19 protein-coding genes are annotated in these 20,752 nt (G+C 74.8%); 9 read left to right on the plus strand and 10 right to left on the minus strand.

Annotation, left to right across the window (positions count from 1 at the left end):
• Positions 1 to 45: 45 nt before the first annotated feature.
• Genes MF672_RS26250 through MF672_RS26260 form a run of 3 tightly spaced genes read right to left on the minus strand, consistent with a single transcriptional unit; the run spans position 46 to position 4,341 of the window.
• On the minus strand, positions 46 to 1,152 hold the full coding sequence (locus MF672_RS26250) for a DUF58 domain-containing protein (protein ID WP_242383284.1): 1,107 nt from the start codon (positions 1,150 to 1,152) through the stop codon (positions 46 to 48).
• A complete protein-coding gene (locus tag MF672_RS26255; RefSeq protein ID WP_242383285.1) occupies positions 1,152 to 2,174 on the minus strand; it encodes an AAA family ATPase in 1,023 nt (340 codons plus the stop codon). Before MF672_RS26255 ends, MF672_RS26250 begins: the two co-directional genes overlap by 1 nt.
• A gap of 13 nt (positions 2,175 to 2,187) precedes the next feature.
• Positions 2,188 to 4,341 carry a fibronectin type III domain-containing protein gene (locus tag MF672_RS26260; RefSeq protein ID WP_242383286.1) on the minus strand — a complete coding sequence of 718 codons (2,154 nt, stop codon included), beginning with the start codon at positions 4,339 to 4,341 and terminating at the stop codon, positions 2,188 to 2,190.
• 150 nt (positions 4,342 to 4,491) lie between these two features.
• On the opposite strand from MF672_RS26260, the gene MF672_RS26265 reads away from it, so the two are divergent.
• From MF672_RS26265 to MF672_RS26280, 4 genes are all read left to right on the plus strand, one after another.
• Positions 4,492 to 5,691, plus strand: coding sequence for a hypothetical protein (locus MF672_RS26265; RefSeq protein WP_242383287.1), 1,200 nt, complete (start codon positions 4,492 to 4,494; stop codon positions 5,689 to 5,691).
• Positions 5,688 to 6,923 (plus strand): hypothetical protein, encoded by a 1,236-nt coding sequence (locus tag MF672_RS26270; protein ID WP_242383288.1) that lies wholly within the window; start codon positions 5,688 to 5,690, stop codon positions 6,921 to 6,923. The genes MF672_RS26265 and MF672_RS26270 overlap by 4 nt, the downstream gene beginning before the upstream one ends.
• Before the next feature lie 69 nt (positions 6,924 to 6,992).
• Positions 6,993 to 8,561, plus strand: coding sequence for a coiled-coil domain-containing protein (locus MF672_RS26275; protein ID WP_247815443.1), 1,569 nt, complete (start codon positions 6,993 to 6,995; stop codon positions 8,559 to 8,561).
• A complete protein-coding gene (locus MF672_RS26280) occupies positions 8,558 to 10,039 on the plus strand; it encodes a coiled-coil domain-containing protein (RefSeq protein ID WP_247815444.1) in 1,482 nt (493 codons plus the stop codon). Before MF672_RS26275 ends, MF672_RS26280 begins: the two co-directional genes overlap by 4 nt.
• 42 nt (positions 10,040 to 10,081) lie before the next feature.
• Here the strand turns inward: MF672_RS26280 and MF672_RS26285 are convergent, their stop codons facing one another.
• Positions 10,082 to 11,371 carry a citrate synthase gene (locus MF672_RS26285; RefSeq protein ID WP_242382707.1) on the minus strand — a complete coding sequence of 430 codons (1,290 nt, stop codon included), beginning with the start codon at positions 11,369 to 11,371 and terminating at the stop codon, positions 10,082 to 10,084.
• Between the two features lie 78 nt (positions 11,372 to 11,449).
• Between MF672_RS26285 and MF672_RS26290 the strand changes: the two genes are divergently transcribed.
• On the plus strand, positions 11,450 to 12,664 hold the full coding sequence (locus tag MF672_RS26290) for a LeuA family protein (RefSeq protein WP_302893265.1): 1,215 nt from the start codon (positions 11,450 to 11,452) through the stop codon (positions 12,662 to 12,664).
• Here MF672_RS26290 and MF672_RS26295 read toward each other — a convergent pair.
• From MF672_RS26295 to MF672_RS26310, 4 genes are all read right to left on the minus strand, one after another.
• Positions 12,655 to 13,152 carry a hypothetical protein gene (locus MF672_RS26295; protein WP_242382710.1) on the minus strand — a complete coding sequence of 166 codons (498 nt, stop codon included), beginning with the start codon at positions 13,150 to 13,152 and terminating at the stop codon, positions 12,655 to 12,657. The genes MF672_RS26290 and MF672_RS26295 overlap by 10 nt on opposite strands.
• A gap of 211 nt (positions 13,153 to 13,363) precedes the next feature.
• Entirely contained in the window at positions 13,364 to 14,677 is a 1,314-nt protein-coding gene (locus MF672_RS26300) for an NAD(P)/FAD-dependent oxidoreductase (protein ID WP_242382712.1), read from the minus strand.
• A gap of 67 nt (positions 14,678 to 14,744) precedes the next feature.
• A complete protein-coding gene (locus MF672_RS26305) occupies positions 14,745 to 15,065 on the minus strand; it encodes a DMT family transporter (RefSeq protein WP_242382713.1) in 321 nt (106 codons plus the stop codon).
• A 32-nt stretch (positions 15,066 to 15,097) separates the two neighbouring features.
• Positions 15,098 to 15,445, minus strand: coding sequence for a DMT family transporter (locus MF672_RS26310; protein WP_242382715.1), 348 nt, complete (start codon positions 15,443 to 15,445; stop codon positions 15,098 to 15,100).
• A 112-nt stretch (positions 15,446 to 15,557) separates the two neighbouring features.
• Between MF672_RS26310 and MF672_RS26315 the strand changes: the two genes are divergently transcribed.
• On the plus strand, positions 15,558 to 16,013 hold the full coding sequence (locus MF672_RS26315; protein WP_242382716.1) for a MarR family winged helix-turn-helix transcriptional regulator: 456 nt from the start codon (positions 15,558 to 15,560) through the stop codon (positions 16,011 to 16,013).
• Positions 16,014 to 16,069: 56 nt separating this feature from the next.
• On the opposite strand, the gene MF672_RS26320 is transcribed toward MF672_RS26315, so the two are convergent.
• Positions 16,070 to 17,365 carry an MFS transporter gene (locus tag MF672_RS26320; protein ID WP_242382718.1) on the minus strand — a complete coding sequence of 432 codons (1,296 nt, stop codon included), beginning with the start codon at positions 17,363 to 17,365 and terminating at the stop codon, positions 16,070 to 16,072.
• 126 nt (positions 17,366 to 17,491) lie between these two features.
• Between MF672_RS26320 and MF672_RS26325 the strand changes: the two genes are divergently transcribed.
• The 3 genes from MF672_RS26325 (at position 17,492) to MF672_RS26335 (ending at position 19,834) form a co-directional block, all read left to right on the plus strand.
• Positions 17,492 to 18,127 (plus strand): HAD family hydrolase, encoded by a 636-nt coding sequence (locus tag MF672_RS26325; RefSeq protein ID WP_242382720.1) that lies wholly within the window; start codon positions 17,492 to 17,494, stop codon positions 18,125 to 18,127.
• Between the two features lie 135 nt (positions 18,128 to 18,262).
• Positions 18,263 to 18,922 (plus strand): dihydrofolate reductase family protein, encoded by a 660-nt coding sequence (locus MF672_RS26330; protein ID WP_242382721.1) that lies wholly within the window; start codon positions 18,263 to 18,265, stop codon positions 18,920 to 18,922.
• A gap of 72 nt (positions 18,923 to 18,994) precedes the next feature.
• Positions 18,995 to 19,834, plus strand: coding sequence for a class I SAM-dependent methyltransferase (locus MF672_RS26335; protein WP_242382722.1), 840 nt, complete (start codon positions 18,995 to 18,997; stop codon positions 19,832 to 19,834).
• A 31-nt stretch (positions 19,835 to 19,865) separates the two neighbouring features.
• Here the strand turns inward: MF672_RS26335 and MF672_RS26340 are convergent, their stop codons facing one another.
• Positions 19,866 to 20,747, minus strand: coding sequence for an NAD-dependent epimerase/dehydratase family protein (locus MF672_RS26340; RefSeq protein WP_242382723.1), 882 nt, complete (start codon positions 20,745 to 20,747; stop codon positions 19,866 to 19,868).
• Positions 20,748 to 20,752: the final 5 nt, after the last annotated feature.

Genomic DNA, 20,752 nt, shown 5'->3' on the forward strand with positions numbered 1-20,752 from the left:
GGGCGGCGGAAGGCTGCATCTGGGGCCCCCGGGTGGTGGCCGCCGTCATCGGGAGCCCCAGAGCGGCGGGAGGGCGTCGAGCGTGGTGACGGGCAGCAGGGTCACGCCGGGGACGGCGACCGGCGCCGCGCCCACGTACACGCAGATGACCCGGTCGAAGCGGCGGCGCACGCCCGCGACCCGCCCCGCCTCCGCCGGGTCGGCGGTGACGAGCACGAGCGACCCGCCGCCGCGCGCGAGCCGCAGCGCCTCGCCGACGCCCGCCGCCGTGCCGCCGACGACGGCCAGCCGGTCCAGGACGGCCTCCGCGTCGGGCCTGGCGTCCGGCAGCGGCCCGTCGCCGGTGATCACCCGCACCGGGAACCCGGCGCGGGCGGCGGCGACGGCGACCGAGGCGGCGGCGTCCACGGCCAGCTCGGACAGCTCGCCCCGGGTGTCGAGCACCACGGTCGTGGTGGGCAGGCTGGCGTCGATGAGCTGGCGCACCATGAGCGTGCCGGTGCGGGCGCTCGAGCGCCAGTGCACGTGCCGGAGGTCGTCGCCGACGACGTACTCGCGCAGCGTGTGGAAGGTGACGGTGCCGCTGGGCGCGTTGTCGCTGGTCGGGCCCTCCAGGTGGTGGGCCCGGCCGGACGGGGGCACGGGGAGCGGCACGGTGCGGGGCCGCACCAGCAGCGTCGCCGGGCTGCCGTACGGGCGCACCCGGCGGGTCAGCCCGAACGGGTCGGCCCGGACCACGACGAGCGGCCCGACCGGGATCTCGCCGCGCACGCCGGTGGGCAGCGGGTACGACACGGTGCGGACCCCGTTCCTGGGCAGCCGGGGCAGCTCGACCGTGTGCTCGGCGGCGCCGATGCGGTCCTGGGCGCGCAGGCCGGACAGGCCGCGGCGGCCGAGGTTGGCGACGGTGAGCACGGCCACGGCGGCCTCGCCGCGCGGCACCTTGAGCGGCGTCACCTCGCGCCGGACGTCCAGCCGGGGCCGGGGCGCGGTCCAGGCGAGCGCGGCGGCCAGCGCGAGCAGCCCGCCGGTGGCCAGCACGACGGGCTCGGGGTAGCCGAGGGCGAACCCGGCCGCGTACAGGACGATCGACCCGGCCAGCGTGCCCCACCCGAGCGGGGTGAGCACGCCGCTCCACCGCGCGGCGTCCACTACGCCGCCTGGGGCACCGGCGTCCCGGCGGTGATCTCGCCGAGCACGGCCGCGGCCGTGACGTCGCGCAGCTCGGCGTCGGGCGAGAGGATCAGGCGGTGCGCGATGACCGGGACGGCCAGCGCCTTGACGTCCTCGGGCACCACGTAGTGCCGCCCGGCCGCGGCGGCCTTGACGCGGGCGGCCCGCAGCAGCGCGAGGCTGCCCCGAGGGCTCGCGCCGAGCCGCAGGTGGGGGCTGGTCCTGGTGGCCGCGCACAGCGCCACGACGTAGTCGTAGACCGGGTCGGCGACGTGGATGCGGGAGGCGAAGTCGATCATCCCGGCCACGTCGGAGGCGCGCGCCACCACGGGCAGCCGCTCGACCTGCGGCCCGGTCGGCATGCCCTTGAGCACCTCGACCTCGGAGACGTGGTCGGGGTAGCCGACGGAGATCTTCATCAGGAACCGGTCGAGCTGGGCCTCGGGCAGCGGGTACGTGCCGTCCATGTCCACCGGGTTCTGCGTGGCCACGACGAGGAACGGCCGGGGCACCGGGTGCGGCTCGGCGTCCACCGTGACCCGGCGCTCCTCCATGACCTCCAGCAGCGCGGCCTGCGTCTTCGGGGAGGCGCGGTTGATCTCGTCGGCGAGCACGATGTTGGCGAAGACGGGCCCGTGGTGGAACTCGAACTTCTGGTGCGCCTGGTTGAAGATCGACACGCCGGTGATGTCGCTGGGCAGCAGGTCGGGCGTGAACTGGATGCGCCGCCACTCGGCGTCCACGCTGGCCGCGAGCGAGCGGGCGAGCGTGGTCTTGCCGGTGCCGGGGACGTCCTCGATGAGCAGGTGCCCCTCGGCGAACAGGCAGATCAGCGCCAGCTCGATCGCCTCGTGCTTGCCCCGGATGATCCGCTCGATGTTGCCGGCCAGGAGCTGGAAACGCTGGGCGAACTGCTGCGCCAGCTCCTGCGGCTGGTGCTGGTACGCCTGGGCGGCCGGCTCCTGGTGGTACTGGGTCGACTCGTAGTGGTACTGGGTCAACTGAGTCCCCTTCTCAGTCGGTGCACTCGAAGAGCGGGCCCTCGGGGAAGCCGCCGTCGGGAGTGGCCACCAGGGTGTCGTTCAGGTAGCCGTTGCCGTACTGGGTCTCGACGCGGTTCCAGATGTCGCTGCTCTTGCCGGTCGAGGGGTCGGTGTAGGACGAGCCCTTGACCTGGCAGACCACGGTGAGCGTGATGTACGCCTTCCTCGGGATGCGGCCCGCCTCGCCCGACCCGGAGGGGCCGGGGCGGATGAGCGTGTCGCTGTCCTCGTTGCTGGCGTTCTGGTACTGCTGCTTCGGGTAGGCGAGGTCCACCTCGGCCGTCGCGACGTCCGGGCTCTCCCCCGCCGCGTTCCTGGCCTTGAGCTTGAAGGCGTGCTTCTGGTTGTTTTTCAGGCCCTCCACCGTGTACGACGTGCCCTTGATGGAGTCCGCGGTGGCCGCGCCGGTCAGCTCGTACGTGGTGTCGTCGCCGGCGTTCTCCGGGGCGTTCCAGGTCAGCTCGGCGCCCCGGTTCTTGGCCTTGGCCGTCAGGCCGGTCGGCGCGCCGGGCGCCACGCAGGGCCGCACCCCGGCGCTCGGCTCCGAGCTGACCTCGCCGCCCGCCCAGTGGGCGACGACGGTGAAGGTGTACTCGCGGGAGCAGTCGCCGCCGGTGAACTCGAACTGGTACGGCCCGCCGGCGGGCACCGACTGCGGCTCGGCGCGGCCGGAGCCGGCCGTCTTGAGCGTGTAGCGCTCGACCTTGCCGCCGGTGGACGGGGTGAAGCCGATCGTCACCTTGCCGGGGCCCGAGCGGGCGGTCACGCCGCCGGGCGCGCCGGGCGCGCTCGGCGTGGGGGTCGGCGTCGGGGTGGGCGTGGGCGTCGGGGTCGGGGTCGGGGTGGCGGTCCGCGTGGGGGACGGCTCCCGGGTGGGCGTCCCGGCCGGGCGCGACCGGGTGGGGCTGGGCGCGCCGGTCGTCTCGACCGGGTCCGGCTGCGGCGGCGCGTCGGTGTTGGTCGGCTCGTTGCGCGGCGTCTGCCGGGGTTTGGGGGTGTTGGTCGGGCCGGGGACGTCGGAGTCGTCCTTGTCCACGTCGTGCTTGCGGCCCTCGGGGTCGATGACGACCGCGCGGTCGCCGTGCTCGTCGTTGGCCCACAGCAGGCCGTCCTTGACGAACACGTCCACCGGGCCGGGGCCGTCGGCGACCTGGAGCGTGGTGGGCCGCCCGCCGGCCGCGCTGTCCCAGACGATCAGCGCGCCGCTGCCCTGGTCGGGCACGTACACCTTGGTGCCGAGGACCTGCGGCACGCCGAGCTTGGCCGGGTCGCGGACGGTGAACTTGGTGCTGAGCACCGCGTTGGAGGCGGTGTCGAGCACGACGAGCAGGCCGGAGTCGCCGGCCGTCAGGATCGGCACCAGCGAGCCCTCGGTGGCGGCCGGGGCGAGCGCGCCGCCCTTCGCGGCCTGGGCCACGCCCTTGGGCAGGGCGATCTCGCCGACGCCGCCGTCCGAGCCGACGACCGTCGCGGTGGCGGCCCGGGTGTTGACCACGACCGGCAGGCCGCCCGCGATCGTCACCGACAGCTCCTCGCCGGGCTCGCCGACCTTGAGCGGGCCCGCCGCCGCGCCCTGCGTGACCGGGACGACCTCGCCCCGCGCGGTCACCGGCACCCACAGCCGGCCGCCGCCGTCGACGCGGGCCGCGCCGAGCGGGCCGGGCAGGGTGAGGGGGTCGCCGACCGAGTTCAGCGTGTACGGGTGGATCTGCTGCACCGTGCCCGCCGCCGGGTCGACGGCGTAGGCCGTGTCGCCGGACAGCGCGAGCTGCAGCCCGGCCGCGCCGAAGTCGCGGGTCTGGGTGACGTCGAGCTGGCTGGGCTCGATCCGGCTGACGAAGCCGGTGCGCTCGTCCACGAGCAGCACGTTGCCGCCGTCCTGGACGACGCGGAGCTGCCGGCCCGCCTTGTCGTTCAGGTAGCCGTCCACCTCGCCGGACAGGCCGTTGACGTGCACGATCCGGCCTTTGGCCGCGGTCCAGAGCCAGGCGCCCACGTCGGCGAGCTTGGGATTGGCGCTGGAGACCCCCACGCCGAACCACGCCGCCGCGGCGACCAGGACCACCGCCGCGACGCCGGCGACGACCGCGGTGGTGCGGTCGCGCCGGAGTGCGGGGATACGCATCCTCACTCACCCCGTACGTACGATTACTTACCGTTTGCCCCCGTATTATCGGGGATCACCCTAGCGCCCGGACATGACAAATGGGGGCGTACCGACTGGTAGCAGCGTCGGGTTCTCTGACTGTCGGTGTGAAGCCGTACCTTAGAGCGCGTGCCCGAGCAGCCCCTGACCCTCGACGCGGTCCTCACCGACGAGGCGGTCCTGTCCACCTACCGCCGCATGTTCGCCGCGCTGGCCCGCGACAGCGGGGCCGTGGTCGACGACCCGGTGCTGGTCGACATCGCCGAGACGCTGTTCGCGGCGTTCGCCGAGGCGGGCGAGGAGTGGCTGACGCACGAGCAGATGCGTTTCGCCTGCCGGGCCTACCCGGCCGAGCAGTTCGACAACCGGCTGCGGGTGCTCAAGGGGCTGGGCGCGATCCGCGAGGTGTTCCCCAAGCCCAACCAGCTCCGCTACCGGGCCTCGTTCACGAGCGTCGTCGGGCTGATGTTCATCCGGCGGATGATGGACGACGGCGGGCAGTCCGAGATGCACCGGCTGCTGGCCCTCGAAGACCTCAACGTCGCCGACCCGCGCACCACCGCCGAGGAGGCCAGGCAGAGCGCGGTCAACCTGGCGCGGGCCTTCCGGCTGTGGGCGCTGGAGCTGATCACGCTCACCACCGGCACCATCGAGGAGCTGCGCGAGCAGGCGCCCAAGCTGTGGGGCACCGAGGAGATCGCGCGGCGGGCCCAGGGCCTGCACGGCACGATCCTGACCCGCTGGCCCGAGCTCGACCGGGTCTGCACCGACCTGCGGGCCGCCATCTACGCCTACAGCGACGCCTCCCGGCGGGCGGCCGGGCGGCTGGCCGACTCCGCGGGCACCACCCGCAACCTCACGCTGCTGCCCACCGAGACGTGGCGCACGTTCGCGCAGACCGCGTCCAAGGAGCGGCTGGCCGCGGTGCTCGACGGGTTCCTGTTCGACGCGCCCGCGCCGTGGCACGACCCGGCGGCCGTCGCGCGGGCGGTGGACGAGGCGCCGCGCCCGGCTCCGGCGCAGCCGACGCCGCCGCGCTCCACGCTGCCCGACCCGGGGCCGTCCGGCTCGCTCGACTCCTCGCCCGGGGCCGCCGTCGAGCGGCTGCGGGAGATGGCCGAGACGCTGCTCGGCGGGTCGCCGCGGGTGGCGCTGGCCGACGTGCTCGGGCCCGGCTGGGTGACGGCCCGGCGGGTCCTCGCCGACCTCACCAGCATCGACCTGCGGCCGGAGCTGCCGTACCGGCTGGTCTGGCGCGACGAGCTGTCGGTGGAGCCCGGCCGCGAGCCGGCCTGGCTGTCCCACGGCTACCTGGAGCGCACCCGATGAGCGGCGCGGACGGGGTGGAGGGGCAGCGGCTGGCGCACGTGCGGGCGCGGGCGGGCGGGCCGCTGCCGCTGGGGCCCGGGGCGCCCGCCCCGGCCGGTATGGTCCGCCTGACCTGGCCCGACTCCACCGGGCAGGCGCTGCCGGCCTGGCCCGACGGGGCGACGCCCGCGCTGCTGGAGGAGTACCAGGTCGCGCCCGCCGCCGTGGAACGCGCCGGAGAGACCCGGCGGGTGCTGGCGGCGGTGCTCAAGTGCTGCTGGAGCGACCTGTCGGCGGACCCGTGGCCGGGCTCGCCCGCGCCGGTGGAGCTGGTCCTCGACACCTACCGGGCGCTGATCGGCCGCACCGACGACCTGATGCGCAACTGGGCGGTCGGCGCGCTGCGGCGGCTGCACGACTCGGCGTGGATCGTCCTCGACGACGGCGTGGTCGTGCTCGGGCCGAGGTGCGCGCTGTGGCCGGTGGAGGCGCACGCGCAGCTCAAGGAGCTGGTGCGGCGGCTGCCCTCGCCCGAGCGGCCCGAGCTGACCGTGGTCGGCGACGCCGACATCGTCGCCGCCGCCGCGCCCGACCCGGCCGGCGGCGGGGCCGGCGGGCGCGCCGAGCCCGCCGACGCCGAGTTCGGCGACCTGCTGGGGGCCTACGACGAGCGGCGGCGGGCCGAGCTGGTGGCCGCGTTCATGGTGGTGGAGCACGCGGCGGAGCCGGTGCAGGAGGTGCGCTTCGCGGCGCTCCGCGACCCGGCGCTGCGGCACACGCTCGGCGAGATGCTGGCCCGGCGCGGGCGGGTGCTGATCCAGCACCGCGACCGCTGGACCTCGGGCTACGACGACGCCTGCGCCGCCGCCCTGGCCGGTGCCGGGCCCGTCATGGGGGTCGCCGAGCGGGCGGTGCTGACGCTGGTGCTCGTGCACTCGGTGGCGATCCCGCGCGCCGAGGGCCTGCTGCCCGAGGACTCCTGGTCCTCGCCGCACCCCACGCCGGGCGACGAGCTGCGCCGCCACACCCAGCTCCCGATCGGCGAGCTGGAGGCGGCGCTTCGCACGCTGCGCCACGCCGGGCTGCTCGCGCAGGTCAAGGCGGGCGAGGAGGCGGGCGGCTACGTGCCCGGCCCGCAGTTCCACCGGCTCACCCCGGCGGCACGGCGGCGGTTGCAGGAGGAGCTGATCCTGGCGGCGGGGCCGAACACGCCGCTCGCGGCGGCCGTACGGGCGCGCAGGTCGGCCACATGAGCGCGGGCCCGCAGCACGGCGGGCACGCCACAACGTTTGGAAGGGTTACGGGGGTCACAGGTGTCGCAGGTGGAGAACGTCGTCGGGGACCGCGTGCTGATCGCCGTGCAGGCGGTCAACATCTCGCGGCTGTCGACCCATCCGGTGCCCACGGTCCCCGGCACGCTCATCGTGGTGGCGGGGGCCGGGCCGAAGGACTCCAACGGCGCGGGCAAGTCGTCGTTCATCGCCTCGATCACGGCGCTGCTCGGCGACGAGCAGTGGCGCTTCGCCTCGGGAGCGAAGGCGGTCTCCGAGCTGCTGTTCAACGCCGAGCTGGCGAGCGGCGCGGGCGGCCGCCAGTGGGCGAGCGCCGACCACGGCTACATCGTGGGCGTCTTCGCCCCGCCGGGCATGAACGGCTTCCCGTCCGCCGACCAGCCGCAGGGCCCCGTCGCGGGCTCCCCGGAAGGCGGCGCGGCGGCGGTGGCGGCCGCCCCGTCGCTGCTGGAGCAGGAGGAGCCCGATCACGCGGAGGGCGGCGAGCTGTTCGAGGTGCCCGACACCTCCGGCGGCGCCCTGACCGTGTGGCTGCGCGTCAACCAGGAGGCGCCGCACCTGGAGATCCGCTGGCGCGACGGCGTGCACCTGGCGGCGTCGCCGTCGGAGGCCGAGCGGGTGGCGCGGGCCGACGAGATCTGGGCGTCGCTGCCGCGGTCGGCGGGCAAGCGCGACGTGGTGGCCCGCGACCTGACCAGGGCCCTGTACGGCGACCGGGTCAGGTGCGTGTCGTTCCTGTCCACCTCGGTCCGCAGCAAGGTCGCCACGAACCTGCTCTCCCAGCCGCTCAACGAGATCTCCCCCGAGCGCGTCTTCGAGGCCATCGCCGCCCTGACCGGCCTGGACGCCGAGCTGGAGCAGGAGCGGGAGGCCCGCCGCGACGAGCACGCCAAGCGGGTGCACGCGGCGCAGGCCGCCGACCGGCTGGCGGAGTTCGAGGCCGAGTCCAAGGCGCTGCTGGGCACGTTCGACCGGCGCGACCAGGCGCGCGTCCGGCTGGCTGAGGCGCTGCGGTGCTGGCGCGGCCGGCAGGCGCGCAAGCTGGCCGACGCCGCCGCCAAGGACGAGGCGCTGAGCGCCGACCTCGCCCGCCACCGGGCGGCCGGCGCGGCGGCGGCCGAGGCGGCCGCCCTGGTCAAGGCCGAGATCGCCACGCTGCGCGAGGACACCCTCGACCGGCAGGTTGCGCAGGCCCGCAAGGAGCTGGCCGCGTTGCAGGCCAGGGCCGCCAAGCTCGACGCCGACCGCGCCGTCACCGAGAACTCCGCCGACGAGCTGCGCGGCCGCATCCCGGCGCTGGAGGAGAGCCGCAGGTTCGCCGACGGGCGCGACGTGCCGGCGGCCGAGCGGGAGCTGCGCGAGGTCCGGCTCCGGCTCAACGAGGCACTGAAGGCGCTCGGCGTGGCCGACCAGGAGGCCCGCTCGGCGCAGGCGGCGCTCGACGACGCCGAGGGCGGCCCCGCCGCGGCCCAGCTCAACGCGCTCGCCGCGGCGGGCGTCGGCGCGACCGGCCTGCTCGACGCCCTGACGTCGCCGAGCAGGCCCGCGACGCCGCCCACGCGGCGCGGCTGCGCGGGTGGCCGCACGAGCACGCGGTGATCGTGGACGCCGACCGGCTCGGCGCGGCGGCCGGGGCGCTGGCCGGGCTGCCCGGGTCCGTGCTGGTCAGCGCGGCCGGGGTGAGCGTGGTGGGGGCGTTCGAGGGGGTGGCGACCGGGCGCGAGGCCCGCATCAAGGCCGCCGAGCAGCGCCTCCACCGGGCCAGGGACGCCCAGGAGACGGCCGCCCAGGTCGTCGGCGACGCCGAGGAGGCCGTGGCCGAGGCGCAGCGGCGGCTGGAGGGCGCGCAGGCCGGGGTGCGGCTGGCCGAGGTGGAGGCGAGGCTGGCCGAGCGGCGCTCCCGGCTGGCCGAGCTCAACGCGGCCGTCGAGGAGCTGGCGCCGGCGGTGGCCGAGGCCGAGCGGCTGGCCGGCTCGCTCGACTTCCGGGCCCGTACGCGGGACATGGAGATCGAACGGCTGGAGGGCCGCAGGCAGCGGCACGAGGGCGAGCGGGCGCAGGCCCGCGACCAGGAGGCCAAGGTCGCCGCCGAGCGGGAGGCGCTGCGGCTCGACGCGCTCGCCGCCGACTGGGGCGGCACGGCCGAGACCGCCCGCCAATGGCTGGAGGCGCTGCCGGAGGAGGAGCGCCCGCGCACCGCCGACGAGTGGTGGCGCATCGCCGAACGCCACTTCGACCAGGCGTTGCGCGACACGTTCCCGGAGGAGGACGCCGAGGTCCCCGAAGAGCTGGCCTTCCTGCTGAGCGAGCGGGGCGGCAGCACCGCGCGGGAGCAGGCGACGTTCGCGGCGGTGTGCGGGGCGCTGGCGTCGTACCTGCGGGGGCAGGAGGAGTACGAACGGCACCAGCGGCGGCAGATCGAGGCGCAGCTCGGCTCCCGCCAGCGCGACCTGGCGGCGGCGGCGCGGGGCGCGGAGGAGGCCGCGCAGTCCACGGCGGTGCACCGGGCGGCGCTGACGGCGGCGATCAAGGCGCGGCTGACGCGGGTGGCGGAGGAGTTCGACAAGCTCGACACCTCGTACGGCGGTTACGGCGCGACCCTGGAGTTCCCGGTGCCGCCCGCGCCGGCCGACCCCGAGCAGCGCTGGCAGTGGCGGGTGACGCCGAAGTGGCGGCGCGGCGAGGGGCAGGGGTTCGTGCCCTACAACCGGCGGGCCAACACCGCGCTCATGGACGAGAAGGCGGTCAAGCTGGTGTGCGCCGCCGCCATCGCCTCCTCCGGGGGCGGGCACCTGTGCCTGGTCCTCGACGAGCTGGGCCGCAACCTGGGCAAGGAGCACCGCAGGGAGGCGGTGGCGCTGTTCCGGCGGATCGGGGAGACGTACGGGATCACGGTGATCGGGGCGTTGCAGGACGACATGGAGCCGTACGCGATCGACGCCTGCGGCCAGTACGTCAAGCTGCGGCGCTCGTCGGACGCGATGCCGTACAACGAGCCGCCGGTGATCGTGGGGCACGACCAGCACGCGGAACGGGTCCGCGCCCTGGCCGCGTACGTGGAACGCCCGGCCACCTGACGGGCGGCCGGCCGGCCGGCGCGGGGCCGTGCGGGAGGGCGGCTACCTGACGGGCGGGCCGGTGTAGGAGGCGCGGAGGCGGAGGAGGGAGCCGCGCTCGTACTCCTCCATGGCGTGCGCCAGCCACCCGGCCGTCCGGGCGACGGCGAAGACGGCCTCGCCCGCGCCGCGGATCATGCCGGCGACGGCGGTGAGGACGGCGAGGGCGAAGTCGACGTTGTGCTCGGGCAGCCGGCGGCGGCGCAGCTCGGCCACCACGGCGGCGCCCGCGGCGATCCGCCCGTGCCCCGGCGCGGCCCGTTCGACCAGGTCGAGCAGCAGGGCGCCGCGGCCGTCGCCGTTGTTGTAGATGCTGTGCCCGAAGCCCGGGACACGCTCGCCGCGCCGGATCCGCTCGGCGACCGCGCGGACGGCCTGGCCCGGCTCGGCGACCTCGGCCAGCAGGCGCTCGGCCCCGTACGACGCCCCGCCGTGCAGCGGGCCGCCGAGCACGCCGAGCCCGGTCAGCACCACCGCGTACGGGTCGGCCCGCGCGGAGGCCGCCACGCGGGCGGCCAGGGTGGAGGCGGCCAGCTCGTGGTCGGCCAGCAGCACCAGCGCCGCCCGCAACGTGTCGAGCAGGGCGGGCGTGGCGGGGTGCGGGCACAGGCGGGACCACAGCCGTTCGGCGACGGAGTCACCGCACGGCTCGCTCAGCTCGGGCAGGGCGTCCACCAGGCCCCCGATCAGGCGGCGGCCGGTGGCGGCGACCGAGGCGGGGTCGAGCTGGAAGCGGAGGGAGTCGGACGCGCCCAGCACCGTGGTGATCACCTGGAGCCGGTCGAGCGGCAGGAGGTCGGCGGGCAGCCCCCGCTGAGCCGCCACCGCCGCCCGCAACGCCTCCCCCTCGCACCGCCACCCCCCTCGTCCGGCACCGGCATCGGGGACGGCACCGGCATCGGGAACGGCACCGGCATCAGGAACGGCACCGGGGGAGGCGCCGGGAGCGGCCGGGTCCGGGGAGGGGGTGCGGGTGGCGGGGCCGGCGGCCCACAACCACTCCGCGACCGCCTCGAACGGGTGGGTCCGGGCCAGCTCCAGCGCGTCCACCCCCCGGTAGTACGGCCGGTCCTGCCCCAGCGCCGTCACCGCCGACTCGATGACCAGCTCCGGCGGCTGGTTGCGCGGCCGGCCGCGCCGCGCCAGCCGTTCGACCTCCTCGGCGGAGAACAGGCTGCGCCGCCCGTCCTCGGCGTGCCGCCGCCGCAGCACTCCCCTGCTCACGTACGCGTACAGGGTGGCGGGCTTGACCCCGAGCCGTCCGGCGGCGGTGGCGGCGTCGATCCACTCCACGTCCGGCCCCTTCCGCCCTGCGATATTGACGAAAATCAATATTGATCCACCTTGAGCGCGCGTGTCAACGTGAAAGGCATGCCTCAAGTTCACTTCCTTGACGTGACCAACCGGGACGGCGTGCAGACCGCGCGCACGGGCCTGTCGAAGTTCGGCAAGACCATGGTCAACTTCTATCTGGCCAGGCTCGGGGTGGCGCAGTCCGAGATCGGCTTCCCGTTCCTGTTCCACGAGGTCCCGTACGTGCGGGCGCAGCTCGCGCTCGCCGAGGCCGGCGCGTTCGGGGCGCTGCGGCTGTCCGGCTGGTGCCGCGGCGTGCCGCAGGACGTCGAGCAGGCCGCCCCGCTCGGCCTGAAGCACTACAACCTGTCCATCTCGACGTCCGACTACATGATCCAGAACAAGTTCCGCGGCCGCCTGGACCGGAACGCGATCATCAGGGAGATGACCGCCGCGGTGCGGGCCGCCAAGGCCGCGGGCGCGCTCACGGTCGGGGTCAACGCCGAGGACGGGTCACGCACCGACGACGGGTTCCTGCTGGAGTTCGCGCTGGCGGCGAAGGAGGCGGGGGCCGACCGGGTGCGGTACTGCGACACGATCGGCGGCGACACGCCCGACCGCATCCGCGAGCGCTTCGCCAAGCTGGCCGCCGCCGCCGCGATGCCCGTCGAGACCCACTGCCACAACGACCTGGGCCTGGCCGTGGCCAACTCGGTCTCCGGCGCGCTCGGCGACCTCGACGCCGGCCAGGACGCCTGGATCAACACCTGCGTGAACGGCATCGGCGAGCGCTCCGGCAACGCCGACCTGCTGTCCACCGTCCTCGCCTTCCGGCACGGCTTCGGCCTGGCCGCCGAGATCGGCGACCCGCTCGACCTGTCGTGGGCCCGGCGGTTCGCGTTGTGGGCGGCGTACGCGTTCGGGCAGCCGCTGCCGTACAACCAGGTGGGGGCGGGCCGCAACGCCTTCGCGCACGAGTCGGGCATCCACGCCGACGGCGCGCTGAAGGACCACGGCAACTACGAGCTGTACGACGAGGCGACGCTCGGCCCCTTCCCGCGGGACTGGCACGCCCGCTCCGGCCGGGTCGTGCTGACCGGCGAGTACGGCGGCAAGGCCGGCTTCCGCCACGTGATGGACGGCCTCGGCGTCGAGGTGACCGACGAGGACCTGACCTTCCGCCTGGTCCAGCTCTGCAACGCGATGACCGGCAAGCCCCTCACGGACGACGAGCTGCGCCTGATCGCCGCCCACCCGCGCGAGCTGTCCCTGCTGTTCCCCGGTCAGTCCTGAGCGGGCCGCCGCGCGCCGCGGAAGAACACCAGGAAGTACGCGACCGCGAGCACCGCCTGCCCGCCCCCGAGCACGATCAGCGGGACGCCGCCGCTCTGCTCGCGGAGCGCGAAGGTCACGCCGCCCCAGACCACCAGCGACGCGGTCGCGAGGGCGAAGCCGGTCCCCCCGTTCGCCCAGGCGGCGGAGCGGCGCCCGCGGCGCAGCACCCACCACAGCAGCGCGACCTCCAGCAGGCCCGGAGCGAGCAGGACCGCCTGCGCGAACGTCGCCGACGTGGACGGCACGGCTTCGAGGAGCGGCGCGGCGGCGAAGATGAGCAACGACACGGGGAGCGTCATCTCGATCAGCGTGACGCCGCCGAACACGAGGTCGAACGTCGAGCCCGTCGTGGCCGCGACGGTGAGCACGACGAGCGCGGCGGCGAAGGCCGCCGCGATGAGGCCGGGCAGGCTCCGCGCCGGCAGGGACTGCGGATTCGCGATCACGGTCCCACCCTCCCCCGCGCTGATCACGCGCGGCCCGCGATTCCCGTCACGGTCGGATCAAGCCGCGCGGGTCGAACCGCGCGGGTCGAACCGGGCGGGTCGAACCGGGCGGGTCGAACCGGGCGGGTCGAACCGGGCGGGTCAAGCCGGGCGGGTCGAACCGGGCGGGTCAAGCTGGACGGGTCAAGCCGGGCGGGTGAGGGCGCGCGGGTCAGGCCGCGCGGGGCAGGTCGTGGGCGGCGGCGGCGCGGAAGTCGGCGTCGGGGTGCTCGATCGCGGCGAGCTGCACGGTCTCCCGCCGGAACAGCGCCGACAACGTCCAGTCCGCGAGCACCCGGGCCTTGTGGTCGAGGGTCGGCACCCAGGCCAGGTGGTACGCCCGGTGCGCCAGCCAGCCGAGGAACCCGGTCAGCCGCAGCCGGTACACCTGGGCGACCCCCTGGTGGTGCCCGAGCCCGGCGACCGAGCCGAGGTAGGCGTGCCGGTACGGCCGCAGCCGTCGCCCCCGCACGTACGCGACCAGGTTGCGGGCGAGCAGCTTGGCCTGGCGGACGGCGTGCTGGGCGTTCGGGCCGGTGAACTCGCCCGGCCGGGTCAGGTCGGGCACCGCCGCGCCGTCGCCGGCCGCGAAGGCGTCGGCGAGACCGGCCACCGTCAGGTACTCGGTGGCGGTGATCCGGCCGAGGCCGTCCACCGGCAGGCCGCTGGCGGCGGCGAGCGGGTTCGGCCGGCCGCCGGCGGCCCACACCAGCGTGCCGGCGTCCAGGCGGGTGCCGTCGCTCAGCTCGGCCACGCCGCCCTCGGCCGAGGTGAGGCGGGTGCCGAGGCGGACGTCCACGCCGCGGGCGCGGAGCGCGTCGGCGGTCCAGCGGCCGAGGTCGGGGTGCAGCTCGGGCAGGATGCCGCCGGTGGCCTCGACCAGCGTCCAGCTCAGCTCGGCCCGGTCGACGCCGGGGTGGTGCCGGACGGCCTCGTCGGCGAGCCCCTGCATCTCGGCCAGCGCCTCCACGCCCGAGAACCCGCCGCCCACCACGACGAACGTCAGCGCCCTGCGCCGCACCTGCTCGTCGTCGGTCGAGGCGGCCGCGGCGAGCTGGGCGAGGACCCGGTTGCGCAGGTGCACGGCCTCGGCGACGGTCTTGAAGCCGACGGCGTGCTCGGCCAGCCCGGGGATGGGCAGCAGGCGGGTGACCGAGCCGGCGGCCATCACCAGGATGTCGTAGGCGAGGGTCCTGGCCGGCCCCTGGACCGGCTGGAACTCGGCGCTGCGCGCGTCGTGGTCCACGCGGGTGATCCGGCCGGTCAGGACCTGCACGCCGGTGAGCACCCGTCCGAGCGAGGCGACGACGTGCCGCGGCTCGACGGCGCCGCCGGCCGCCTCGGCGAGGAACGGCTGGTAGGTCATGTAGCCGCGCGGGTCCACGACGGTCACGCTCACCTCGCCCGTACGGATCAGCTTGCGCAGTCCCAGGGCGGTGTACATGCCGACATATCCGCCACCGACGATCAGAATGTGCTTGCTCACTGTTCCGTCTCCTTCCAGATTCTTCACCACAAGGACGGGCGAGGGCTCGCGTTCGTGACAGGTCCGCTCAGATTCCGGCCGACAGTTTGAGCAGGACGACCCCGCCGATGATCGCGGCGAACGAGGCCAGCTTGGCCGGGGTGATGCGCTCCTTGTAGACGAGGGCGCCGAGCAGGACGGTGCCGATGGAGCCGATGCCGGTCCAGACGGTGTAGCCGACGCCGACGTCCAGGGTCCTGAGGGCGAGGCTGAGGGTGAAGATGCCGCCGGCGGCGGAGAGCAGGGTGAACACCGAGGGCCACAGGCGGGTGAAGCCGTGGGTGGCGTTGGTGCCGAGGGCGAAGCCGATCTCGAAGACGATCGCGATGGACAGGTAGACCCAGGACATGAAGGACACTCCTCACGAAGCAGGCGGGCGGGTCAGCGGGTGGACGGGCGGGCCGGGCGGGCGGGGCGGTCGGCCAGCTTGAGCCCCAGCACGCCGCCGATGATGAGCACGAAGGCGAGCGCCCGCCCGGGCGTGAACTCCTCGCCGAAGATCACGGCGCCGAGCAGCACGGTGCCGACCGACCCGATGCCGGTCCACACGGTGTAGCCCACGCCGACGTCCAGGGTCCTGAGGGCGAGGCTGAGGAAGAAGATGCCGCCGGCCGCGGCGGCGATGGTGAGCAGCGACGGCCAGAGCCGGGTGAACCCTTCGGTGGCGTTGGTGGCCAGGGCGAAGACGACCTCGAAGACCGCCGCGATGAGCAGATGGACCCATGCCATGAGAGCGGGACTCCTCCCAGAAGTATTTGCATGTACGTACAAGTACATGTCCGACGGGCAGAAGCTTGCATGTACATGTATGCTTCTGTCAACCCGGCAACGAGGAGGTCCCATGACTCCGCCCACCCCCGTCACGGCACCCGCCCCGTCGCGCGAGGCCGCCATGTGGAGCGGGGTGCTGCTGCTGCACGCGCGGGTGGAGAGCCGGCTCGCGACCGCGCTCCAGCGCCGGCACGGCATCGGCCTGTCGGAGTACCGCGCCCTCGGGCACCTGGCCGCCGCGCCCGCCGCCGAGCTGCGCATGCAGGAGCTGGCCGACCGGCTCGGGCTCAACCAGAGCTCGGTGACCCGGCTGGTGGCGCGGCTGCAGACGGCCGGCTTCGCCTACCGGGACGTGTGCCCCGACGACAAACGCGGGGTCTACACCGTCATCACCGAGGACGGCCGCGCCCGCCACGCCGCGGCGAGCGGCACCTACGAGGAGGTCCTGCGCTCCGCGCTCGCCGAGGCGGCGGCCGACCCGCAGCTCGCCGCGACGGTCACGGCCCTTCAGCCCGCGGACGGGTGACCCGGCGGCCGGTCACCGTGACGGCCGGGCGCCCCCGGCGGACCGGAAGAACGACACTAAAGCCCCTTGTTGCGCGTCTCCGGGAGGGCGAGCAGGCACAGCAGGCTCAGCAGGGCCATGGCCGAGACGTAGACCCCGATCGCGCTCGCGCCCAGCCCGCCGGCCTGCATGCCGGTCGCGACCAGCGGCGGCACCGCGCCGCCCAGCACGCCGCCGAGGCTGTAGGCGACGGAGGCCCCGCTGTAGCGGTACTCGGTCCTGAACAGCTCGGGCAGGTAGGCGCCCATCGGGCCGAACACCAGCCCCATGAGGCCGAGCGCGCCCGCCAGCGCGACGCCGACGAGGACCACCGACCGGGTCTCCATCAGCGGGAACATCACCAGCCCCCACGCGATCGCGACCGCGCTGCCGGTGATCAGCGTGCGCCGCCGGCCCAGCCGGTCCGACACCAGGGCGGAGGCGACCGTGCCGGCCGCCATGAAGACGACCCCGGCCATGGTGAGGCCGAGCATCGTGGTGCGCGGGATCTTCAGCGTGCCGGTGCCGTAGGCCAGGCAGTACGTGGTCGCGGTGTAGAACAGCGTGTACGCGACCGTCATCGCGCCGGCGCCGAGCAGCACCCGCCGCCACTGGTGGCGCATCAGGCCGGCGAACGGCACCTTGGCGATGCGCCGCTCGTCCATCGCGGCCTGGAAGACCGGCGTCTCGGAGATCTTCAGCCGGACGTACAGGCCGACGATCACCAGCAGCAGGCTGGCCACGAACGGCAGCCGCCAGCCCCACCCGTCGAACTGCCCGTCGCTCAGCACCTCGCCGAGGACGAGGAAGAGCCCGTTGGCCACGACGAACCCGACCGACGGCCCGAGCTGCGGGAACATCGCGTACAGGCCGCGCTTGCCGGCCGGGGCGTGCTCGGTGGCGAGCAGCGCGGCGCCGCCCCACTCGCCGCCGAGGCCGATGCCCTGCGTGAAGCGCAGCAGCACCAGCAGCACGGGCGCGGCGACGCCGATGGCGGCGTAGCCGGGCAGCAGCCCGATCAGCACCGTGGACAGCCCCATGACCAGCAGCGACACCACCAGCATCGACTTGCGGCCGATCCGGTCGCCCCAGTGGCCGAACACGGCCGAGCCGAGGGGGCGCGACACGAACGCCACCGCGAACGTCGAGAAGGAGGCCAGGCTGCCCGCCACCGGGTCCATGCCGGGGAAGAAGGCGGTGTTGAGCACCAGCGCCGCGGCGGTGCCGTAGATGTAGAAGTCGTAGAACTCGATCGCGGTGCCGATCAGGCTGGCGGCGGCGATCCTGGACCTGCTGGGGGCGGCGGCCGTGGCCCGCTGGGGGGCTGTCTTCATGGGGGTCTCACTATGCGGACTGACATCTTGTTAGGTGGTACAGCAAAGCTATCACCTGCCGCGATGCCGCCGCCCCGCTCCCCGATAGGGTCGGGACAAAGGGCTGATTTCTGGAGGTACGCCGCCTTGGCTGTCGATCTGGTCATCTTCGACTGCGACGGAACGCTCGTGGACAGCGAGCCCATCTCGGTACGCGTGGGCACCGCCGCGCTGCGGCGCCTCGGCTGGACGATCGACGAGGCGGAGTACGCCGAGCGCTTCGTCGGCTGCACCAACGAGTACTGGGCCGAGCAGGTCGGCGAGACCCCGCCCGGCTGGCGGGAACGGCTCCACGCCGAGTACGAGGCCGCGATCAAGGCCGAGCTGTGCGTCATCGAGGGCATCGAGACGGCCCTCGACCGCCTGGACGTGCCGTCCTGCGTGGCCTCCAACGGCCGCCACCGGACCATCCGCCGCAGCCTGGAGGTGACGGGGCTCGCGGAGCGGTTCGCGGGGCGGGTGTTCAGCGCCGAGGACGTGCCGCGCGGCAAACCGGCGCCCGACCTGTTCCTGCACGCCGCCGCCACGATGGGGGCCGAGCCCGGGCGGTGCGTCGTGGTGGAGGACAGCCCGTTCGGAGTGACGGCGGCGGTGAGCGCGGGGATGCGGTGCCTGGCGTACGCGGGCGGGCTCACCCCGGCGGAGCGGCTGAGCGGCCTCGGGGCCACGCACGTCTTCCACGACCCGGCCGGCATCCCCGACCTGATCGCCGCCCTTCCCTGACCCCCGTACCGCCCCTCCCCGCCGCCGCGCCCCCCTGACCCCCGTACCGCCCCTCCCCGCCGCCGCGCCTCCCCGCCACCCCCTCCCGCCGCCGTCTTTCCGCCGTTCGCCGGGGTGGCGGCGTACCGTGAGGTCATGGCGCGACGTCCGTATGTGGTGGCGCACGTGGGCGTGTCGCTCGACGGGGCGACCACCGGGTTCCAGCCCGACGTGGCGAGGTTCTACGAGCTGGCCGCGACGTGGGGCGAGGACCTCACGCTGACCGGCGCCGACACCGTCCTCGCCCAGTACGGCGCGCCGCCGGCGACCCCCGGGGCCGAGCCTCCGGCCCCGGGGCCGGGGCCCGATCCGGAGGGCCCGCTGCTGGCGGTCGTGGACGGCCGCGGCCGGGTCCGCCCGTGGGTGTGGGAGGCGCTGCGCGCGAGCGGGTACTGGTCCGACGTCATCGCCCTGCGCTGCGCGAGCACTCCCCCGCGCCCGCCCGGCGCCGCCGTGCGCGAGGTCGTGACCGGCGCCGAGCGCGTCGACCTGGCCGCCGCCCTGGACCGGCTCGACCGCGACGACGGCGTCCGCGTGGTGCGCGTCGACAGCGGCGGCGCCCTCCTGGGCGCGCTGCTGGCGGCCGGCCTGCTCGACGAGATCAGCCTGCTCGTCCACCCGTGCGTGGCGGGCGGGCGGGCCACCCGCTTCTGGTACGGCGCCGCGCCCCCTGCCCCGCCCGTGCCCCTCGCCTTCGTCGCCGCCGAGCCGCTGCCCGGCGGCCTGGTCTGGCTTCGATATCGCCGCTCTTTATGAACGTTATCGGGAATTTATTTTCCTGTGTTATGCTGTTTGCACCGCCTGAATTGCCGTGCCTAATATCGCCGCGTGCACAGCGAGAAACACAGCCAGACGGCGATGATGGCGGCCGCCGCGCGCGCCGCCCACCTCGTGGTCGACGAGCCCCCGCACCTCTTCGAGGACCGGCTCGCCGCCCCCCTCCTCGGCGAACGGGCCGGCGAACTGCTCGGCTACCACCGCCTGCACGGCGACCACCTCATCCTGTCCGGCACCCGCGCCCAGGTCACCGCGCGCAGCCGGTACGCCGAGGACCGCCTGCGCGCCTCCGGCCACACCCAGTACGTCAGCCTCGGCGCGGGTCTCGACACCTACGCCTACCGCGCCCCCGGCGGCCGTGTCCGGGTCTTCGAGGTCGACCACCCCGCCACCCAGGAATGGAAGAAAAGCCTTCTCGCCGAGGCCGCGATCGCCATTCCGGAATTTCTCACGTTCGTCGGCATCGATTTCGAGAAAGCGGATCTGAACGAACGGCTCGCGGCCGAGGGATTCGATTTCGGCCGGCCCGCCTGCGTGAGCTGGCTCGGGGTGAGCATGTACCTGACGGCGGAGGCGGTGTCCGCGACGCTCGCCGCGTTCGCCGCGTTCGCGCCCGGCTCCGAGCTCGTCATGGAGTACGCCCTGCCCGAGGAGGCGCGCGACGGGACGGCGGCGGAGATGGCCGGGTACGCGCTGGCGGCGGCGGCCGAGCGCGGCGAGCCCTGGCTGTCGTTCCACACGCCCGAGCAGATCACCGCGCTGCTGGCGCGCCACGGCCTGCGGGTGGTCGAGCACATGCGCGAGCCGGACGTGCCGGCCGTGGCCGCCAGGACCGCGAGCCGGCCGGTCAGCGTGGACCTGTGCCGCCTGGTCACCGCCACCCCCGCCTGACCGCCGCCCGCCGGCTCCCTGGACGACCGGGTCAGGAGCGGGAGCGGCCGTCGTCGTCGAGATAGTCACGCCATGACCGCTTGGGCGCGTAGCCCAGCATCCGGTGCGCCTTGGCGCAGGACAGGCCCGAGGCGTCCGTCCGGGCGAGGGGCCGCAGCTCGATCGCGTCGCCGAAGTGCCGCCGCACCATCGCGGCGAAGTCGTGACCGCCCGCGTTGTCCGGCGCGGCGATGTAGAACACCTCGTGGCCCGGCAGGTCCGAGCCGACCGCCAGCACGATGGCGTCCGCCAGGTCGTACACGTCGGTGTAGCTCCACAGGCCCGCCCCCGGCTCGCCGCCCTCGCGGACCTGGGGGCCGAGGTTGCGCTCGTAGTTGCCCTCGTGCTGCACCCAGCTCGGGCGCAGCGAGACGCACCTGATGTCGGAGCGGCGCACCGCCGCGTCCATGAGCTGCTCGCCGAAGTGCTTCGACAGCGCGTACGGGTCCTGCGGCCGGACGGGGTGCTCCTCGTCCACCGGCGCGTAGTCGGGCAGGAACGGCCGCTCGGGGAAGAAGTAGCCGGGCACCGTCTCGCTGGAGATGTTCACGAACCGGGACACGCCGAACCGCACGGCCGCCTCGATCATGTTGAACGTCGCCATCAGGTTGTTCTGGAACACCACGTGCGGCGGGTTCTGCGTGGGGTCGGGGATGGCGGCCGCGTGCACCACCGCCTCGGCCCCGCGCGCCACCGCGAACGCGTGGCCCGCGTCCGTCAGGTCGGCCTGCATGTAGCGGGGCGCGCCGGGCTCCTTCCGCTCCCACACCGGACGGGTGACGTCGGTGGCGGTCACCTCGTGACCGGCCGCCTGCAGCGCCTGGACGGCCGCCCGCCCGACCTTGCCGTGGGCTCCCGTGACGACGACGCGCATCGGCT

This window comes from Actinomadura luzonensis, from assembly GCF_022664455.2.
Classification (GTDB): Bacteria; Actinomycetota; Actinomycetes; order Streptosporangiales; family Streptosporangiaceae; genus Nonomuraea; species Nonomuraea luzonensis.